The sequence below is a fragment of the Paenibacillus sp. FSL R7-0340 genome (genome assembly GCF_038002205.1).
In the GTDB taxonomy this organism is placed as follows: Bacteria; Bacillota; Bacilli; order Paenibacillales; family Paenibacillaceae; genus Paenibacillus; species Paenibacillus polymyxa_B.
Genome location: NZ_JBBOBY010000001.1, coordinates 744773 through 762584, shown reverse-complemented (window position 1 = coordinate 762584; position 17812 = coordinate 744773). Strand labels below are relative to the sequence as shown.

At 48.3% G+C, this 17812-nt stretch carries 14 protein-coding genes; 1 reads left to right on the top strand and 13 read right to left on the bottom strand.

Annotation, left to right across the window (positions count from 1 at the left end; genetic code table 11):
- Positions 1–65: 65 nt before the first annotated feature.
- The 13 genes from MKX59_RS03355 to argC form a co-directional block, all read right to left on the bottom strand.
- Entirely contained in the window at positions 66–1700 is a 1635-nt protein-coding gene (locus tag MKX59_RS03355) for a glycosyltransferase family 39 protein (RefSeq protein ID WP_076264490.1), read from the bottom strand.
- A gap of 102 nt (positions 1701–1802) precedes the next feature.
- Positions 1803–3404 carry an ArnT family glycosyltransferase gene (locus tag MKX59_RS03350; RefSeq protein ID WP_076156397.1) on the bottom strand — a complete coding sequence of 534 codons (1602 nt, stop codon included), beginning with the start codon at positions 3402–3404 and terminating at the stop codon, positions 1803–1805.
- Positions 3401–3820 carry a GtrA family protein gene (locus MKX59_RS03345; protein WP_023990626.1) on the bottom strand — a complete coding sequence of 140 codons (420 nt, stop codon included), beginning with the start codon at positions 3818–3820 and terminating at the stop codon, positions 3401–3403. The genes MKX59_RS03350 and MKX59_RS03345 overlap by 4 nt, the downstream gene beginning before the upstream one ends.
- Positions 3783–4790 (bottom strand): glycosyltransferase family 2 protein, encoded by a 1008-nt coding sequence (locus MKX59_RS03340; protein ID WP_023990627.1) that lies wholly within the window; start codon positions 4788–4790, stop codon positions 3783–3785. The genes MKX59_RS03345 and MKX59_RS03340 overlap by 38 nt, the downstream gene beginning before the upstream one ends.
- Positions 4791–4813: 23 nt before the next feature.
- On the bottom strand, positions 4814–7273 hold the full coding sequence (locus MKX59_RS03335) for a glycosyltransferase family 2 protein (RefSeq protein WP_053326222.1): 2460 nt from the start codon (positions 7271–7273) through the stop codon (positions 4814–4816).
- Positions 7266–7517: a hypothetical protein gene (locus MKX59_RS03330; protein ID WP_028542126.1), complete on the bottom strand. Its 252-nt coding sequence runs from the start codon at positions 7515–7517 to the stop codon at positions 7266–7268. The genes MKX59_RS03335 and MKX59_RS03330 overlap by 8 nt, the downstream gene beginning before the upstream one ends.
- A gap of 515 nt (positions 7518–8032) precedes the next feature.
- A complete protein-coding gene (gene argH, locus MKX59_RS03325) occupies positions 8033–9445 on the bottom strand; it encodes an argininosuccinate lyase (RefSeq protein WP_028542127.1) in 1413 nt (470 codons plus the stop codon).
- Positions 9446–9531: 86 nt separating this feature from the next.
- On the bottom strand, positions 9532–10767 hold the full coding sequence (locus MKX59_RS03320; protein ID WP_023990631.1) for an argininosuccinate synthase: 1236 nt from the start codon (positions 10765–10767) through the stop codon (positions 9532–9534).
- Positions 10768–10827: 60 nt separating this feature from the next.
- A complete protein-coding gene (argF, locus tag MKX59_RS03315) occupies positions 10828–11784 on the bottom strand; it encodes an ornithine carbamoyltransferase (protein ID WP_071558148.1) in 957 nt (318 codons plus the stop codon).
- 48 nt (positions 11785–11832) lie between these two features.
- Positions 11833–13095 (bottom strand): acetylornithine transaminase, encoded by a 1263-nt coding sequence (locus MKX59_RS03310; protein ID WP_076264491.1) that lies wholly within the window; start codon positions 13093–13095, stop codon positions 11833–11835.
- A 53-nt stretch (positions 13096–13148) separates the two neighbouring features.
- Positions 13149–13988, bottom strand: coding sequence for an acetylglutamate kinase (gene argB / locus MKX59_RS03305; protein WP_025723996.1), 840 nt, complete (start codon positions 13986–13988; stop codon positions 13149–13151).
- A 118-nt stretch (positions 13989–14106) separates the two neighbouring features.
- Positions 14107–15333, bottom strand: a complete 1227-nt coding sequence (gene argJ / locus MKX59_RS03300; protein WP_076264493.1) for a bifunctional glutamate N-acetyltransferase/amino-acid acetyltransferase ArgJ — start codon at positions 15331–15333, stop codon at positions 14107–14109.
- Between the two features lie 103 nt (positions 15334–15436).
- Entirely contained in the window at positions 15437–16486 is a 1050-nt protein-coding gene (argC, locus tag MKX59_RS03295) for an N-acetyl-gamma-glutamyl-phosphate reductase (protein ID WP_069290524.1), read from the bottom strand.
- A gap of 390 nt (positions 16487–16876) precedes the next feature.
- On the opposite strand from argC, the gene MKX59_RS03290 reads away from it, so the two are divergent.
- The gene (locus MKX59_RS03290) at positions 16877–17797 is read left to right on the top strand and encodes an SMP-30/gluconolactonase/LRE family protein (protein WP_340857603.1); all 921 of its coding nucleotides are present in this window, start codon (positions 16877–16879) and stop codon (positions 17795–17797) included.
- Positions 17798–17812: the final 15 nt, after the last annotated feature.

Genomic DNA, 17812 nt, shown 5'->3' with positions numbered 1-17812 from the left:
AAAATCCCCGCAGCTTCCCTCATCGCACCATGGCGAAGGGATAGGCTCGGGGATTTTTATGCACATTAGGGATTTGTTGTGGTCTCCGTCGATGGAGATCCTTTAGTTAGTGACTTGGGTAGCACCTTGTACAAGCGCCACTCACCGTTAAACTCACGTTCAAGCTGGACCCAAGGAGCGCCTTTTTCATATAAATTCGGATATACCATATTGATTTTACTCAGTGGCATGCCTGACATGATCTTAGGTACAAGGATATAATCCACATGGTTATCCTGCGGATAACTTAATGCCTTATTGAACAAATAATCACTGGTAATCAGGAAGCGTTTTGGATATTGGCTGTAGACAATCATGGTGTAGGCTGAAGCCGAATCGGTCATAATGGTAGACTTCGGCAGATGCTCATCCAACCAGACGGCAATCTTACGATCTGACTCCTGTCTCACATAGTTCACATTCCCCGTTCGTGTGAGAAAGCTGTTCTCATCCGGTGCAATATCCGGGCGAGTCAATGCATAGGAAAGTAATCCAGCGGTAAGCAGCAGACTGACGGACACCAGGCCAAAGGCTGCCCTCCGCCATCGTCCCTGAAGCTGGCTCAGCTCATAGGGCAACCAGGCTACGGTAATTGGGAACACGTACATAAAATAACGAAACCATCCGTACGAAGATTGCTTCATCATGAGTAAAAATTGCAACCCTGGCACTGACAGGAACAGCAGCAAAATAATCAATGTTCCCCATCGGAACAAGCGTCCACTCAACAGACGAATGAACAGAATAGCAAACAACGGTACCGAATACCAGAGTGTTTTGGAAGCAATAAATTTCAAGGCCACCAGCGGATTGGAGAAAATCTCTACAAACTTATCATCATTCAGCAGCTCTGCCGATTGGGCTGTGTTCGAATACTCCGAATTCAGGAAGTAAAAAGCATTCCCCATAATGAGATAGTTGAAGAAAATCCACAACAGCCCGGAAAAGACCACAGGGAGCAGAAGCAGTAACCAGGTTGCCTCGACCTTGTTCAGTTTTTCTCGCAAGGCCAGTTCACGTCTGCCCATGTTTCGATGAAGAAACATGATCGCCAATACCACTCCACCCGCCATTGCCACGCCCAGAGGAACCGCTTCATAGCGAGTCCAGAACGCCATGGCAAGCGCTAATCCAGAAACAATCAAACTTGCCGTCATGCGATCCTTGAGCCACAATGCAAACTCAATCACCGTCATCATAATGAAGTATATGTATAGCGAATCGCTCAGCCCATTGGCACCAAACAGTAAAATAAACGGATTCAGTGCATACAACAGTGCCAGCATGATGCTCATCCCTGAGCTAAGCCCTGTTCTGACCCCCGCCCGATACAGCAACATAGCGGTCAAAGCAGCAAAGGTAGCACTAAGAATGACAGCAGCCAATCCATAGGTGGCTAATGCCGGAAAGATTGGATACAGCAGTAGAATCACCATTTCCAGAAGACTGGGTAGTGGATTCCAGATAAATCCGATTGCGCCCAGATGCGGGTCACGGCTGTACAACACATAAAATGCATTAGCTACGCGACTGAGCGCGTCTGTGTGCATATATCCCAGAACATAGCTGAAATAGATGCCCGCAGACAGTTCCAATGCAAGTATAAATACAAACAGACCTATAGCCATCCATCTGCTTGCAGACCATTTGCGAAAGGACATTCCTCTCGTTCCCCCTCAAACTTCTTGCGGTGATACAGCTGTAGCCTAATCACACCCCACAGCTGTATGCTTTCCTCCGCTACGATGCACTAAATATCATAATTATTTTGATTCTTCATGCTCTATTTTGTACAGTCGCCACTGACCGTCAAAGTCATGTACCAACGAGGCCCACGGCGCTCCCTTTTCGAACAAATCAGGATAGTTCCGGTTCACCTGATCCAGCGGTACCCCATCCACCAAGCGCGTGACCAAGACATAATCCACCTTGGAAGCAGGCAGATCCATTAAAGATTTCCCAAAATCGTAATCACTCGTAATCATAAATTTCTTTGGAATTTTACTGCTCAAAATGATCGGATAGGCGGCATAGGAATCTGTCAAAATGAGAGATGAACCATAATGCTCATCCAGCCACGGCGCTATTTTCCGCTCAATAATTTGACGTTCGTAGCTTTCATTACCACTATGCGTTAAATAGCTGTGTTCATCTGCTGCAATCGCGGGGTTCGTCAGTGCGTAGGATAACAAGCCTGCTGTTACCAACATTCCTGCTGTTACCAGTGAGATTCCGATCCCCCTCATTTTCCCCTTCAATAAACTTAGCTCATACGGCAACCAGGCAACTGTAATCGGGAATACATACATAAAATATCGGAACCATCCAAAAGAAGACTGCTTGAGCATCAGCAAAAGCTGAAGTCCTGGCACCGATAAAAAAATGGCCAGTAGCGTTAACGTGCTCCAACTCAACAGACGTTTGTCCAATAGTCGTATGAGCAAAATCGCAATCAACGGAGCAGCATACCATAAGGTTCGTTGCCCGATAAACTTTAGCATCAGCACAGGGTGGGCAAACATGGCCACAAAGCGTTGATCCTCCAACAAAACCGCTGATTGTGTGGAATTGGAATATTGCGAGCGTAAGAAGTAAAGCGGATCGCCCATGATAATCCAGTTAAAAAAGAGCCACAGCAGACCGGAAAAGACAAGTGGCAACAATAATAGAAGCCATGTCGCCTCCACCTTGTACAGGCGCTCTTTTAAAGACAATTCCGTTCTAACCCTCTCTCTGTTTGTACGCCACCGGTGCAGAAAAAAGATCGTCAGCAATACACCCAAAGCCATCGCAATACCCAGCGGAACTGCTTCATAGCGAACCCAAAATGCCAGTGCAAGCGCAAAACCGGATACAATCAAATTCGCCGCCTTGCGATCCTTCAACCACATACAAAATCGACTCACTGTCAACAGGATGAAAAAGATATATGGCGAGTCACTCAAGCCGTTGAAGCCAAACAGAAACATAAATGGATTCAGTGAAAATAATAGCGCAATCAGCAAACTGGTTGCACCGTGAAGCCCCAACTGTTTGCCCGTCGCATACAATAATGCCGCGCTCGCCCCTGCAAATAGGCTACTCACAATCACTGCCGCCAGCCCGTGGGAAGCGAGTACTGGAAATAAAGGATAAAACAACAGCACAATCAGTTCCATCAAACTGGGCAGCGGATTCCATACAAACCCGATAGCACCCAAGTGTGGGTCACGACTGTATAGCACATAAAATGCGTTAGCCACTCGACTGAGCGCATCGGTATGCATATAACCAAGATACCATGCAAAATACACACCCACGGCCAGTTCAAGAGCAGTAATACAAGCAAACAATGATAGCAATTTTCCGTGTTTTCTTAAAATCATGAAACCTCTTTCTGACGCTGTTGCGGAACGGAGAAGATCCAGTAACGGTTCCAGATATAATTATGAACAGGCACGATGATGGTAGTTAGTACTTCACCGATCAGATACGACCAACCGATCCAGTGAATGGTCACGTACATCAGAGCGGCATTTAAGAGCAAGCCACAGGTACAGACCAATAAATATTTAAGAAACTGGGTGCGGCTTCCCTCGCCGGTAGGCTCGAACGTCCAGTTTCGGTTCAGCACATACGAAACGAGCAATGTAACCACGAATCCGATTGTAGTAGCCGTTACTGCTGGTACCGTAAACAACTCCACCAGCAACACAAGCACACCAACATGGATACCTGTACCCAGCAGCCCCACAATACCGTATTTAATGATTGGATACTTTAGATATGAACGTCTGATCATGTTGATTAAACTCCCTGTCCACCCACAATCGGTCAGCATTCGCCCGTTTATCTGCTATCAGATAGCGAGGCCTAGCTTTGACTTCGTGATATATGGCGGCAATATATTCTCCTACCACACCAATTGACAGCATGAGTACACTGCCAATAATCAAGAGCAGCAAAATGACAGTGGTAAAACCGGTCACAGCATCACCCGTTAATTTGCGCATTAAGGTCTGAATCCCCAATACGACTGAAATCAGCATAAAAATGAGGCCCATCAGACTCACTACCCGCAATGGTACTGTCGAAAACGAAACGATCGCTTCTGCTGCCAGTCGAGTCAGCCCTAACGGACTCCAGCGGCTTGGCCCCTCTTCACGTGGAGCCACCCGGAATGAAATCTGGGTTTTACGGAAACCTAGCCAGGCCGTCATCCCACGGAAAAACGGCATCCGTTCTGGCATCGCCATCCAGGCATCCACCACTCGTCGATCCAGTAGCTTATAATCGGAGGCATCCTTGAGATTAAAGCCCGTCAAGCGGTTCAGGGTCGCGTAGAACAAAGAAGCTCCGAGCTTTTTGCCCACCGACTCTTCTCCCCGAAATTCTTTCACACATTCGACCAAATCATAACCTTCATTTTGCCATAAACGTACCATTTCACCAATCATTTCAGGAGGATGCTGCAAATCACCGTCCATGACAATGATTGCATCGCCAGAGGCATTTTCCAAACCTGCACACAACGCCAGTTCCTTACCGAAGTTCCGACTCAGTCGGAGCGCGAGCAAAGAGGGCATACGACGGGACAATTCGGACAGCTTGAGCCACGTATCGTCTTTGGAACCATCATCTACTATGATGAGCTCATAGCGTGAGGTGACAACAGACAATACCCCATCAATTACCTTAAGTGAACGCTCGAGATGCGAGCTTTCATTATACATGGGAATGACGACGGATAAAAAAGGTGTTTTTGTCTCCATTCTTGCTCCTTCTTTCTTCATATTCAGGAGGACTGTGCCGGGGTATCATCCAAGTCGTGCATATCGGTCAGACCATGTGTCGTCTTCTCCCAATAGAACGGCTTGGTAATGAGCTGCCAAGCGGCTTTCACCGCAGCTATACTCATAAGTACCCAATATAACGGCGAGAGTAGCCCATATTTGACCATCGCGTATGAAAATGTTCGTTCACCGCGCTCTTCCAGTTCCCCGATGACCCAATACATTCCGGCCACGTTACTGAATACGAACAGAAAGTTACCGATATAAAATTCCGCGCTGGCCAGGTAATACACATACCCCGGGAACAGCTTGGGAATAAAGGATAATTCCCAGCCAAACCATAAAATAAGCAAGCCCCAAAAAATCGGATTCAGCAACGGCAACATCGGAGTTGCCAAAATCATCACCTGAAAGCCGAAAAAGCCCTTCCAGCCCACTTCGCGCACCAGCTTAACCGGATTGCGCATATGAACCAGCCATGTCTGCATATACCCCTTGATCCAGCGTGACCGCTGACGAATCCAGTTGCCCACGCGGCTGTTAGCTTCCTCCCATGTGCGGGAATCGACAATAGCAGTTTTGTAGCCGCCTTTATACAGACGTATGCCCAGATCGGCATCCTCGGTTACATTGTAGGGGTCCCACGCATTAATATCTTTCAATACAGATACCCGAAAATGATTGGATGTGCCGCCTAAAGGAATTGGGGTATCTAACTGCATAATACCCGGCAGCAGTAACTCGAACCACATACTGTATTCTTGAGTGAACCAGCGGGTCAGCAAATTTTGTGTACTATTAAAGTAGTTGAGCTTCGCTTGAATACATGCATAATGCTCAGGGAGTGAATCGAACGCTGCAATGACCTTTTTAAGCTGATCAGCGTCGGGACGATCCTCAGCATCGTAAATCACGACAAACTCGCCACGTGCCCGAATAAGTCCATAATTACATGCCTTCGGCTTGGTTTTCGGCAAACCGTCTGGAACGACCAGTGTCGTGTAATAGGCCGGCAGCTTCATTTCACGAAGTAGCTCGATCGTCTCAATGTCATCCTCTTCAATCAGCAGCCGCACGTCCAGCTTGGACTTTGGATAATCCAGCTGCTCCAAATTCCGCAACAACATCGGAAGCACGCCCGCCTCCTTATACATAGGTACAAGAATGGTATAGATCGGCAGTTTCTTTTCATCCATGGCGTCAACCTCTTCCTTCGTAAAACGAAGCTGCGCCCCACGCCGGGAACCGAGATAAATAATGCCAAATTTAAATAGCGTCATCGCAAAATAAAACAGCTGAATCATCATATTGATGATCAACACCGTTTTCCAACTGTTCCACAAGAGACCGAGCAGTGTAATCATACCCATAGCTGCGAACACCCAAAGTTGTCCCTTTGTAAAAGTCGTCCGCGCCGAATTGTGCGGTTCTTTTTCCAATAGCCCAGTCGTGCTCTCCTGCATCATTTCTTCACCGTAGATTTTACCCCAGAGCTGCTCCATCTCTTCCTTCGTAGCAAGCACCTGCTCTACCGGCATACCCAGGATTTCCTCCAGCTTCAAGCGTCGCTCTTCTGGCAACGGATCGCTAACCGCCACAATATATCGGTTCATATACTGATGGATGACGACCACGCCATAAGCCATTGCCACTTGCTCGGGTAGTTTGTACGCCGCATCCAGCGCCAGCTCCTCACCAATGCGCCCGATTCGGTTCTGTGTAGCAATCGCGCGGTACAAATCCGCAGGTTCCAGCATTTGCAATGACAGCAAGATGTCGCCGAGCAGCCCGCCACTCTTCGCCTGGAACTCCAGTGCGCGCTCCAGTTGTTCCGGTAATATATAGCCGGAACGAACCAGCATATCGCCTAGGCGCTCCTTGGACTCGTCGCCGTCAACCTGCTCTTGGAGCTGCTCGGCTGTAATGAAGCCCATCTCTACAAGAATATCACCCAACCTGCCACCGTAACGCTTCTGGTTACGGATGGCATCTGTCAGCTGATCGCGGGTGATCATCCCGTTCTCCACCAGTTGATCCCCCAGACGGGCCTTGCCGTTTCGTCCACTCTGCGTTCCTGTTGCCGCCTCTTCGCCTTCCGTACCAGGGATACTGGAACCAGCGCCCATAGCAGCTCCTGCTGCTGTCTGTTCCTGCCCAGAGGCATATTGGACTTGAGCCTCCTGCACCTGTCCATCCTGTATCCCTTCATCCAGCAATTGTTCCACAGCTGCTGCTGTATCATTGGCGTTCTGTATCGCCTGGATACGAAGTTCTGTATCCTGAAGTCGCCGTTCTAACTCTTCAATATGAAAATCAAGCTTGTACAGCACCGGGGCCTGCTCTAACCGCTGAGCCTCTAGCTGTTGTTGCAGTTGTTCGATTCGCTGACGCTCTTCTTTTATTCTTCTCTTGGTTTGGCGAATTGAAACTCCTCCAACCTGCCACCTAAGCTTGTCACCCATGAATTCCCGCCCTTTCAATCCAGCGCCGCTCTTCCGCAAGCGCATCCGCAAGCAGCTGCTTTAACTCCGCATCCCGCTGCTTTTTCCGTTCCAGCGCCGCATGGAAAAGTTCCCGCTCCTCACGCAGTAACTCCTCCGCTTGCATCCGTTCCTCATGCAATGAAGATATCAGTTGATCGGCTTCAGAAGCGCGATAACCGAACCAAGCGCTCTTTAACTGACGCGCCGTCCTTTTAGTTCTCATAATACCTCCCTAGATCATCCCGACTCTGCCTTCAGCTACATCGCTACTTTAGAGCTTTTACTTGCCGTTCTCCCGAAACCAGGACATACCTATGTTCTCATTCAAGCCCTTCATTTACACATTTATGAAATTGGCCTAATCAAAAGTGCCTCTAGTAACTTGACATTTATTTATTGAATATAGTTCTTGTCCTATCGAATTGGTAATTCAATGAAAAACTTAGTGCTATTCTACCATAATCATCGTAGGCGTAGTATACAAAAATGTAAATTCTAGAAACTTTCACACTAGCGTATTAGTAGGTATTTAGAACTATAAATTAAATGCTATGAAAAATACCTTCCAGGAAATCTATGCATTTCATGATCATTGGGATCATGAATAAAACAAATACCTCAAAAAGCACAAAAGACACCGCGAACGGTGCCTTTGAAACCTAGATTGCTAATTCCTTAAAATCTGATTTTACACAGCATCCCGCTACTGTGCAAGACAATAATATCTTTCTTTACTGATTAATTTTTCGGCTTGTGCCCTTCAAACCATGTTGATGTATTCGCCAGGAGCTGTTCACTGCGCCCAATGGCTGCCTGTACCTGCCCAGTAGCGGTTCCGCCATATACATTCCGTGCATTAACTACCGCTTCTGGTTGAAGCACCTCATAAATACGATCGTCGAACAGATCCGAAAACTGCTGAAATTCGTCCAGTGTCAGATCAAGCAAATATTTTCCATGCTGGATGCAATACAGCACGGTTTTGCCAATGACCTCATGCGCCTGACGGAACGGAAGCCCTTTGCCGACCAAAAAGTCCGCAATATCAGTTGCATTGGAGAAATCCTGGTTGACCGCTTGACGCATGCGATCCTTGTTCACCTTCATCGTGGCGATCATCGGTGCGAACAGTTGCAAGGCTCCTTCCAGCGTGGCAACGGTATCGAACATCCCTTCCTTGTCCTCCTGCATGTCCTTGTTGTATGCCAGCGGCAAGGATTTCAGTACAGTCAACAAGCCCATGAGGTTTCCATAGACACGTCCGGTTTTACCACGTACCAGCTCGGGCACGTCCGGGTTTTTCTTCTGCGGCATAATGCTGCTGCCTGTGCAAAAAGCATCATCCAGCTCGATAAAACCAAACTCCGTGCTGCTCCATAGCACCAATTCTTCGCTCAGACGAGACAAATGCGTCATAATCAGCGAGGCGCCAGCCAGGAACTCTACGATAAAATCCCGGTCACTGACGGCATCGAGGCTATTTTCATATACGCCATCAAATCCCAGTTGCTCGGCTACAAAATGACGGTCGATCGGAAAAGTGGTCCCGGCCAAAGCGCCAGCACCGAGCGGCAACACGTTAATCCGCTTGTAGCTGTCTTTGAGTCGGTCAATATCACGCTCCAGCATAGACACATACGCCAGCAGATGATGTGCAAATAAAATAGGCTGCGCACGCTGCAAGTGTGTGTATCCAGGTACAATCGTGTCCAGATTATCCTTTGCCTGCCCGATTAATGCAGCTTGTACATCATGCAGCATACCCACCAGCGATACCACGCGTCCGCGCAAATACAAGTGCATATCCGTTGCTACCTGATCGTTACGGCTACGCCCAGTGTGCAGCTTACCCCCGACCGGACCAATGGCCTCGATTAGATTTTTTTCGATATTCATGTGAATATCCTCATCCGAAACAGAAAATTCAATTTCCCCACGGCGGATACGCTCTAGGACCGTGTGTAGTCCTTCCTTGATCGTGTCTGCATCCTCCTGCGGAATAATTCCACATTTCCCCAGCATGGCCACATGAGCCAAACTGCCTTGAATATCTTCTTCCGCCAACGCCTGATCAAACCCGATAGAAGCCGTATATTCCTCTACCAGCTTGTTCGTTTGCTTCGTAAACCGTCCGCCCCATAGCTTACTCATTGCATGATCCCCTCTCTGCAATACAAGCCGCCCTCGTCGTTTGGACAAGAACGGCCCGCATCCCGTACATTTTTTAGGTTACATCATTATTTATGATTTTGTGTTACGCCCGCGTTGACCTTCAAACGCAGAGCATTCAAGCGGATAAAGCCTGTTGCATCGCCTTGATCGTAGGCTTGTGTCGGATCGGCTTCCATGGTCGCAATGTCCGGGTTGTACAAGCTAACTGGACTTTTAACGCCTGCACCGATAACGTTGCCTTTGTACAGCTTCACGCGCACGGTACCACTGACATTTTTCTGACTCTCATGAACCAGAGCCTGCAAAGCGACACGTTCCGGTGCGAACCAGAAACCGTTGTAAACCAAGGTAGCATAACGGGTAATCAGACTATCACGCAGATTCATAACCTCGCGATCCATCGTGATAGATTCCATTTTACGGTGAGCTGTGAACAGGATCGTACCGCCCGGCGTCTCATAGACTCCCCGACTCTTCATACCAACAAAACGGTTCTCCACCATATCCACACGTCCGATACCATGTTTGCCGCCCAGTTCATTCAGTTTTTCCATCACTTGCAGTGGATTTAGCTGTTCTCCGTTCAAAGCGACGCAGTTACCTGCTTCAAATTCCAACTCCAAATATTCTGCTTCATCAGGAGCGTCCTCAGGCGCGTTGCTGAGCAAGAACATTTCTTTATTTTCAGGAGCACTTGGATCAAACCAAGGGTCCTCCAGCACGCCGCTTTCATAGCTGATATGCAGCAGATTACGGTCCATGGAGTATGGCTTGGCTGCAGAAGCAGTTACCGGAATGTCGTGTTTTTCCGCATAGGCAATCATTTCTGCACGGCCCGGGAACTGATTGCGGAACTCTTCCAGCCGCCAAGGTGCGATCACCTTGATATCCGGCGTCAACGCCGCCGCGTTCAGCTCGAAGCGTACCTGATCGTTACCTTTGCCTGTTGCCCCGTGAGCAATGGCTGTTGCTCCCTCGGCAATCGCAATATCGACCATCCGCTTAGCGATCAATGGACGTGCAATACTCGTTCCGAGCAAATATTGTCCTTCATATAAAGCACCCGCCTGGAACATCGGATAGATAAAATCCTTGGCGAATTCATCACGCAGATCATCAATGTACACTTTGGAGGCCCCCGTAGCGAGTGCTTTTTCCTCCAAACCGTCCAGTTCTTCCTTTTGACCGATATCTGCGGTGAATGCGATGATTTCAGCATCATAAGTTTCTTTGAGCCATTTCAGAATGACCGAAGTATCCAGACCGCCGGAATATGCGAGTACGATTTTTTCTTTTGCCATTGTTGAAGTCCTCCCCGATTGCTTACCTTTATCTTCTTTACCTATCAATACCTATCAATCTTAAGCCATTAAAGCAACTAACAGCGCTTTTTGCGCATGCAGACGATTCTCCGCTTCATCAAAAATGACCGAATTCGGACCATCGATTACGCCTGCGCTCACTTCTTCCCCACGATGCGCAGGGAGACAGTGCAGGAATAAATAATCCGGCTTCGCCAGCTTGACCAGCTCCTCATTCACCTGGAAGTCGGCAAAAGCAAGCTCCCGCTCCTTCTGCTCTTCCTCAAAGCCCATGCTCGCCCACACATCTGTGTAGATCGCATCCGCATTTTGTACTGCTTCCTGCGGACTTTGGGTTATAACGATCTCACTACCTGTCTGTTTGGCAATTTCACGGGAAGCTGCGACCACACTCGGGTCAGGCTCGTATCCAGCTGGACTTGCGATGGACACATGCACTCCAAGCTTCGCTCCCCCAATCAAGAGGGAATGAGCCATATTGTTACCGTCTCCGATGTAAGCCAATTTGAGCCCTTTTAGCTTACCCTTTTGCTCATACAAGGTTTGATAATCAGCTAGCACTTGGCACGGATGAGCTAAATCACTCAATCCATTGATCACAGGAACGGACGCATAACGTGCCAACTCTACAACATTATCGTGCCCAAAGGTACGAATCATAATGCCATCTAGATAACGTGACATGACTTGAGCCATGTCGCTAATCGGTTCGCCGCGTCCCAGTTGAATGTCATTTTTGCTGAGGAAAAGAGCATGCCCACCCAATTGATACATACCGACTTCGAAAGATACCCGTGTACGTGTAGAGGATTTTTCGAAAATCAGTCCGAGCGTTTTCCCTTTTAGCGGCTGATAGGTTTCTCCGTTTTTGTGCTTACGCTTAATTTCAATGGCGAGATCAATTAAATACTGGATTTCCTCTGGAGAGTAATCGTCCAGTTCCAGGAAGTCCCGCCCCTTCAAATTCATCTGCTGCAGTGCGCCGCCCTGGCTCATGCTATCGTCTCCTTTTACACTCTAGTCTAGGATGATTTGGCCTTTACACTAAGCCACATGCTCCCGAATCAATTCAGCAATCAATGTTACAGCCTGATCTATTTCGTCTTTCGTTACATACAAGTTAGGCAACAGACGAATCACGTTCGGTCCTGCTGTAATGAACAGAATCCCCTTCTTCTGTCCTGCCAAAACAAGCTCCGCTACCGGTTCTGCACACTCAATACCGACCATCAGACCTTTTCCACGGATATCCTTTACAAAAGGACTATCTCCAAGCTGCTTTTGCAGACTACGGAAAAGGTAATCTCCCATCTCAGCTGCACGTTCTGGTAGCTTGTCATCAATAATCGTTTCAATAGTAGCTTGAACCGCTGCCATAGCAAGTGGCGTACCCCCAAAGGTAGAACCATGACTGCCCGCTGTGAACGCTTCACGCAAATATCCTTTGCCTAGCATCGCACCCACAGAGAAACCACTGCCCAGTCCTTTCGCCAATGTAAAGATATCCGGCTCTATACCATAGTGCTCAAAGGAAAACAGTTTGCCCGTCCGTCCCATACCTGTTTGTACCTCGTCAATGATCAGCAGCAAACCATGCTTGCGGCACAACTTTGTGATCACATCTACGAAAACAGGGTCTACCGGATACATGCCGCCTTCGGCCTGCACCATTTCCAGCATAATTGCCGCCGTATGCTCACTGATGGCTGCTTCAAGCGCCGTCTGATCATGAAGCGGAACACTTTTGAACCCGGCAGGAAGCGGTAAAAAACCCTCTTTAACTTTATCCTGACCCGTAGCGGTCAAGGTTGCCAGCGTCCGTCCGTGAAAGGATTGCGTGAACGTAATGATTTCGTAGCGACCGGTCTGCTTTACCTTCTGGTGGTAACGACGCGCCAGCTTAATTGCAGCTTCGTTCGCTTCGGCCCCGCTGTTGCAGAAAAACACAGCATCCGCGCTGCTATTGGCTGTCAGCAAGGCAGCGGCTCGTTCTTGCCCTGGAATATGAAACAGATTGGATACATGCCACAATTCATCGATCTGTTTTTTCAATCGCTCAGCTACTGCTTGAGGCGCATGGCCGAGATTGGTAACGGCAATGCCTGACATGAAATCCAGATAACGCTTGCCCTGATCATCCCACAGCCAGCTTCCTTGTCCTTTTACCAGTGTAAGCGGGTATCTTGCGTAGGTTGGAAAAAGGGAGCTTTCTGTCTGCGCTTTTGCCGACACCTTTTCCGTTTGCACTCCGCTTCCATCCGCACTTGGCATTTCCTCGCTCACCAGCGTATTCGGTTCCTTACTCATTATGTTCACGCTCCTTTATCGTTTGGTTATATAGGTCGAGCTATATATTGTAATTACTGCATACGCACGATGCGTGTTCCAATCGATTCTCCGCCCAGCACACGGCTTAGTACCTGCGGTTCGCTACCGTTCACAATGACGACTTCCTTCACTTTGCCGTGGATACAGGCAATAGCCGCTCTCACTTTCGGGATCATACCACCGTATATTTCACCTGTGCTGATCATATCCTCAATCTCCTGTACGGTGATAGAATCCAGCACTCTCTTTTCTCCGCCATACTTCTTCAATATGCCTGGTACATCTGTAACGACGATCATCCGACTGACCCCCAGATGAGAGGCTACCGCACCCGCCGCTGTATCCGCATTAATGTTGTAACGCTGACCCGATCGATCAATCCCGATGGGTGCAATAACAGGCATATAGTCCATATCCAGTACACCTGTAATAATCGAGGCTTGAACGGATGTTACCTCTCCGACCCAACCGACCTCAGCGGCATTCGACACAGGCTTGGCTTCGATTAAATAGCCATCACTGCCTGACAACCCCAACGCTCGGCCCCCATGCATCCCTATTCTACGTACAATTTGCTTGTTAATGCTGCCTGCCAGTACCATTTCCACGACATCTAGCACGGGTTCGGTCGTTTTGCGTAATCCATGAATAAACTCCGTTTCGATCCCCAGCTTCGCCAAGTTGTCGGAAATCGCAGGGCCACCGCCATGTACAATGACAGGTTGAAGACCTTCCGACTGCAAACGCGCCAAATCTTCAAAAAAGGAATCAGGTAACGCAGCCAGCGTACTTCCTCCGCATTTCATCACAAAATTACGACGTGCCACTCCCGCATGATTCGCTTGATCCGCGTGTTCCACTGCCGATTGCATATCATCTCTCCTTTTCTTCTCTGCATATCCGTGCAATTTTCAAATGATGCTGGGCTTACATCCGCTCGTTGCTTCTAATAACTACTATCCTTATTCAATCCGTATTTTATTCTGGTACCTATGTCCGATAAGCAGCGTTAATCCGCACATAATCATAGGTTAGGTCACAGCCCCACGCTGTAGCGATTCCATTCCCGTGATGCAAATCAACAATAATCTGCACCGTATCTCCCCGCAAATAGGCTAGCGCCTCTTCTTCGTCAAAAGCGACCGGACTCGATTGGCTTAGCACAACAATATCACCCAAGCGAATATCTACCGTATCTGGATTAACAGGTTCTCCGGCACGCCCTACGGCCGCAATAATCCGTCCCCAATTCGCATCTGCTCCGAAAACGGCCGACTTGACCAGACTGGACCCAACCACTGTCTTGGCTATCGCTTGGGCGGACGCATCGCTTACCGCTCCGCTTACAGACACCTCTACCAGCTTCGTAGCACCCTCTCCATCGCGAGCAATTGCCTTCGCCAGCTCTCGGCAGATATAGGTGAACGCCTCGGCAAAAGCGTCCCAATCGGGATGCCCTACGTGCAGTTCACGGTTGCCAGCCAGTCCGCTCGCCATGGCGATTAGCATATCGTTCGTGCTCGTATCCCCATCCACCGTAATCATATTAAAGCTGGTATCCGTTGCCTGCTTTAATAGTTGATGAAGCGCCGTCTGTCCGATCACTGCATCACAGGTCATAAAAGCGAGCATCGTTGCCATATTCGGATGTATCATGCCCGATCCCTTGGCCGCCCCGGCGATGTGTACGGTCACACCGTCCACCTCAACCGCCACACACGCTTCCTTTTTAACCAAATCCGTTGTCAGAATGGCTTGGGTAAATTGCTCCGCTCCATCGTTTGCCCCGTTCATACGGTCAGGTAAGGAGGATATTCCGCCAAGCACACGATCCATTTTCAAATGCTCGCCGATCACGCCCGTCGAGGCGACGGCTACATTGCTCTCAGCAACACCCAGTTCACGAGCCGCAGCCGAACGCATAGCGTAGGCATCCTGCTCTCCTTGCTGTCCTGTGCAGGCATTGGCGTTCCCGCTGTTCACCACTACTGCCTGCAATCGACCATCTGCCAAGCTCTCGCGGGTCACCTTCAGCGGTGCAGCCTGAAACACATTGGTGGTGTACACCGCAGCAGCTGTCGCCTCTACCTCACAACGAATCGCGCCCATATCGTTGCGGTTCGAATTTTTTAGTCCGCAGTGTAATCCCCCGGCTGTAAAGCCACGCGGAGTTACAATGTTCCCCCCGTTTACTACTGTAAACTCTACTTTGCCCATAATTATGTGCCCTCGTTCGCAACATATTCGATGAATGGCAGCTGCCTGTATTCGAAATTCCGCTCGCTGACGTTTCCTGCATCTTGTTGCGGTTACTTGCTACTTACGGATATACCGGTATGAAGCCCAGCCCGAGGTTCTCCTCCCATCCCATCATCAAATTTAAATTCTGAATCGCCTGTCCAGCTGCACCCTTCACAACATTATCAATGACAGAAATAATCGTAAGACGCCCGGTTCGGGCATCTGCTGCAAAACCGATGTCGCAGTAATTCGAACCCAATACTTCCTTCGTTGCTGGCCATATACCTTCGCCACGTACACGGACAAAAGGATGCCCTTTATAATAATCCCGGTATAACCCGATAAGATCCTGATCTGTATGGTCACCCTTCAGCGTGACATAAATTGTACTCATAATTCCTCGGGTCATTGGAACAAGTTGTGTCGTAAACGTAATCGTAACGTCCTCGCCCGCAATATCACCTAGTACCTGTTCGATCTCAGGGATGTGCTGGTGCTTATTCACCTTATAAGCCTTGAAATTCTCGTTCATTTCCGCATAATGCGAAACAAGACTTGTTCCCCTACCCGAGCCGGATACACCGGATTTGGCATCCACAATCAGCGACCGATGGTCAATCCAATCCGCTTTCAGCGCAGGAATAATCCCCAGCAATGTTGCGGTCGGATAACAGCCTGGATTTGAAATAAAAGAAACGCCCGCCAGCTTTTCTGCATACACCTCACTGAGTCCGTATACCGCTTGCTTGAGATACTCGGGTGAAGCCGCAGGCTTTTTATACCATGCTTCATACGTTTCCCCGCTTCGAAGCCTGAAGTCCCCGGAAAGGTCAATGACTTTCAGTCCGGCATCAAGAAGCTGCGGCACTAACTTGGTACTAACGCCCGATGGCGTAGCAGTGAAAACCAGATCGGCCTTGGCAGCAATTTCGTGGACTTCGACACCGTCCAAATCCTGCACCACAATGTCCGTTAGATGTGGAAACCCGTCACTGATTGGGACACCCGCGCTGGACGAAGAAATAACAGATACAATCTCTACTTGCGGATGATGAACCAAAAAACGAATCAGCTCCACCCCGCCATACCCGGTGGAACCGACAATTGCCACTTTTAACTTGCTGCTCACAGACCTTCCTCCATTCCGTTCTTATGAAATATGTATTATTATACGACTCTATTCATATAAATACAACACCTCATGTCATGTTATTCCTCCAAATTTAAAATATGCGCTCTTGTCTATTCTTTTGACGGACAAGCTGTACGAGCTATAATAAAGGAAATAAAAAATAGACAGAGAGTCTCTTGAATACAGTCTGCCGTTTTGCATAAAGAAAAGGGGGGGATATTCCCTTTAAATTATCTCATATATTGGTATTCATCTCGATTGGCCGTTTGCTGCACTTTATGAACTTGTTGAACATGAAGGGAGTCACATGGGCTGCATCTAGTGAATCTGCGCAGAGGAGCCGCTGAAGCGGATAATTGGGGTCGAAAATAAACTTAAACGTTAGGGGTGCTACACATCGAAACATATACAGCGAATATCGTTATAGATGCAAAGGCAAAGTTAGGCGAGGGTCCCAGCTGGGATCAGCGGTTTCAGCGTTTATTTTGGGTCGATATTGAAGGTTTTCAATTGCATATCTATGATCCTTCTACGTGCACAGATCGTACAATAGAGGTTGGTGAACATATTGGTGCAGTTGTACCTTATCTCAAAAATAAAGTGATCGTAGCGCTGATTAGCGGTCTATATTGTTTGGATATTGAGACAGGGGCCAAAGTATTGATCCATGATCCTGAGGAAGGTAAACTAGGTAATCGTTTTAATGATGGAAAATGCGATCCTACAGGACGTTTTTTAGCAGGAACAATGAGCCTAAATGGCGAACACGCGCAAGGAGCATTGTATAGTCTGAGCACAAAAGGCAATGTCTCCTTACTGGTTGATAAAGCTTCCATATCTAATGGATTAGCCTGGAGCGCAGATCATCGTACAATGTATTACATTGATACTCCAACATTGGAGGTCGTCTCCTTCGATTACGATGTGGCACAAGGCACGATTAGGAATAAGCAACTGGTGGCTAGATTGGATGAAAGTGAAGGGTATCCAGATGGCATGACAATCGATGCAGAGGGCATGTTGTGGGTCGCGCGATGGGGTGGTAAACGTGTCTCCCGTATCCATCCTGCTCATGGAGAAGTGATTGCTGAGGTGTCACTCCCCGTCAATTGTGTGACTTCGTGTGCTTTTGGCGGTGAACATCTGGATGAGTTATATATTACGACTGCTCAAGATAATGATAGTGCCGATCAACCATTAGCAGGCGGTCTATTTATGGTTAAAACAGGGGTAAGAGGAACGCTAACCTCGTATTTCAATCAAGGACAAACGGCAAATTGGCTTGAACGATTAGTAAAAGGAATCTAGGAAAGCCATTCTGAA

Coding starts and splice junctions, on each gene's coding strand:
- MKX59_RS03310 (WP_076264491.1), bottom strand. CDS start 13,095: ATGAGTAAGGAACCGAATACGCTGGTGAGCGAGGAAATGCCAAGTGCG.
- MKX59_RS03355 (WP_076264490.1), bottom strand. CDS start 1,700: ATGTCCTTTCGCAAATGGTCTGCAAGCAGATGGATGGCTATAGGTCTG.
- MKX59_RS03340 (WP_023990627.1), bottom strand. CDS start 4,790: ATGGAGACAAAAACACCTTTTTTATCCGTCGTCATTCCCATGTATAAT.
- MKX59_RS03345 (WP_023990626.1), bottom strand. CDS start 3,820: ATGATCAGACGTTCATATCTAAAGTATCCAATCATTAAATACGGTATT.
- argJ (WP_076264493.1), bottom strand. CDS start 15,333: ATGGGCAAAGTAGAGTTTACAGTAGTAAACGGGGGGAACATTGTAACT.
- MKX59_RS03335 (WP_053326222.1), bottom strand. CDS start 7,273: ATGGGTGACAAGCTTAGGTGGCAGGTTGGAGGAGTTTCAATTCGCCAA.
- MKX59_RS03350 (WP_076156397.1), bottom strand. CDS start 3,404: ATGATTTTAAGAAAACACGGAAAATTGCTATCATTGTTTGCTTGTATT.
- MKX59_RS03320 (WP_023990631.1), bottom strand. CDS start 10,767: ATGGCAAAAGAAAAAATCGTACTCGCATATTCCGGCGGTCTGGATACT.
- argH (WP_028542127.1), bottom strand. CDS start 9,445: ATGAGTAAGCTATGGGGCGGACGGTTTACGAAGCAAACGAACAAGCTG.
- MKX59_RS03330 (WP_028542126.1), bottom strand. CDS start 7,517: ATGAGAACTAAAAGGACGGCGCGTCAGTTAAAGAGCGCTTGGTTCGGT.
- argF (WP_071558148.1), bottom strand. CDS start 11,784: ATGAGCCAGGGCGGCGCACTGCAGCAGATGAATTTGAAGGGGCGGGAC.
- argB (WP_025723996.1), bottom strand. CDS start 13,988: ATGCAATCGGCAGTGGAACACGCGGATCAAGCGAATCATGCGGGAGTG.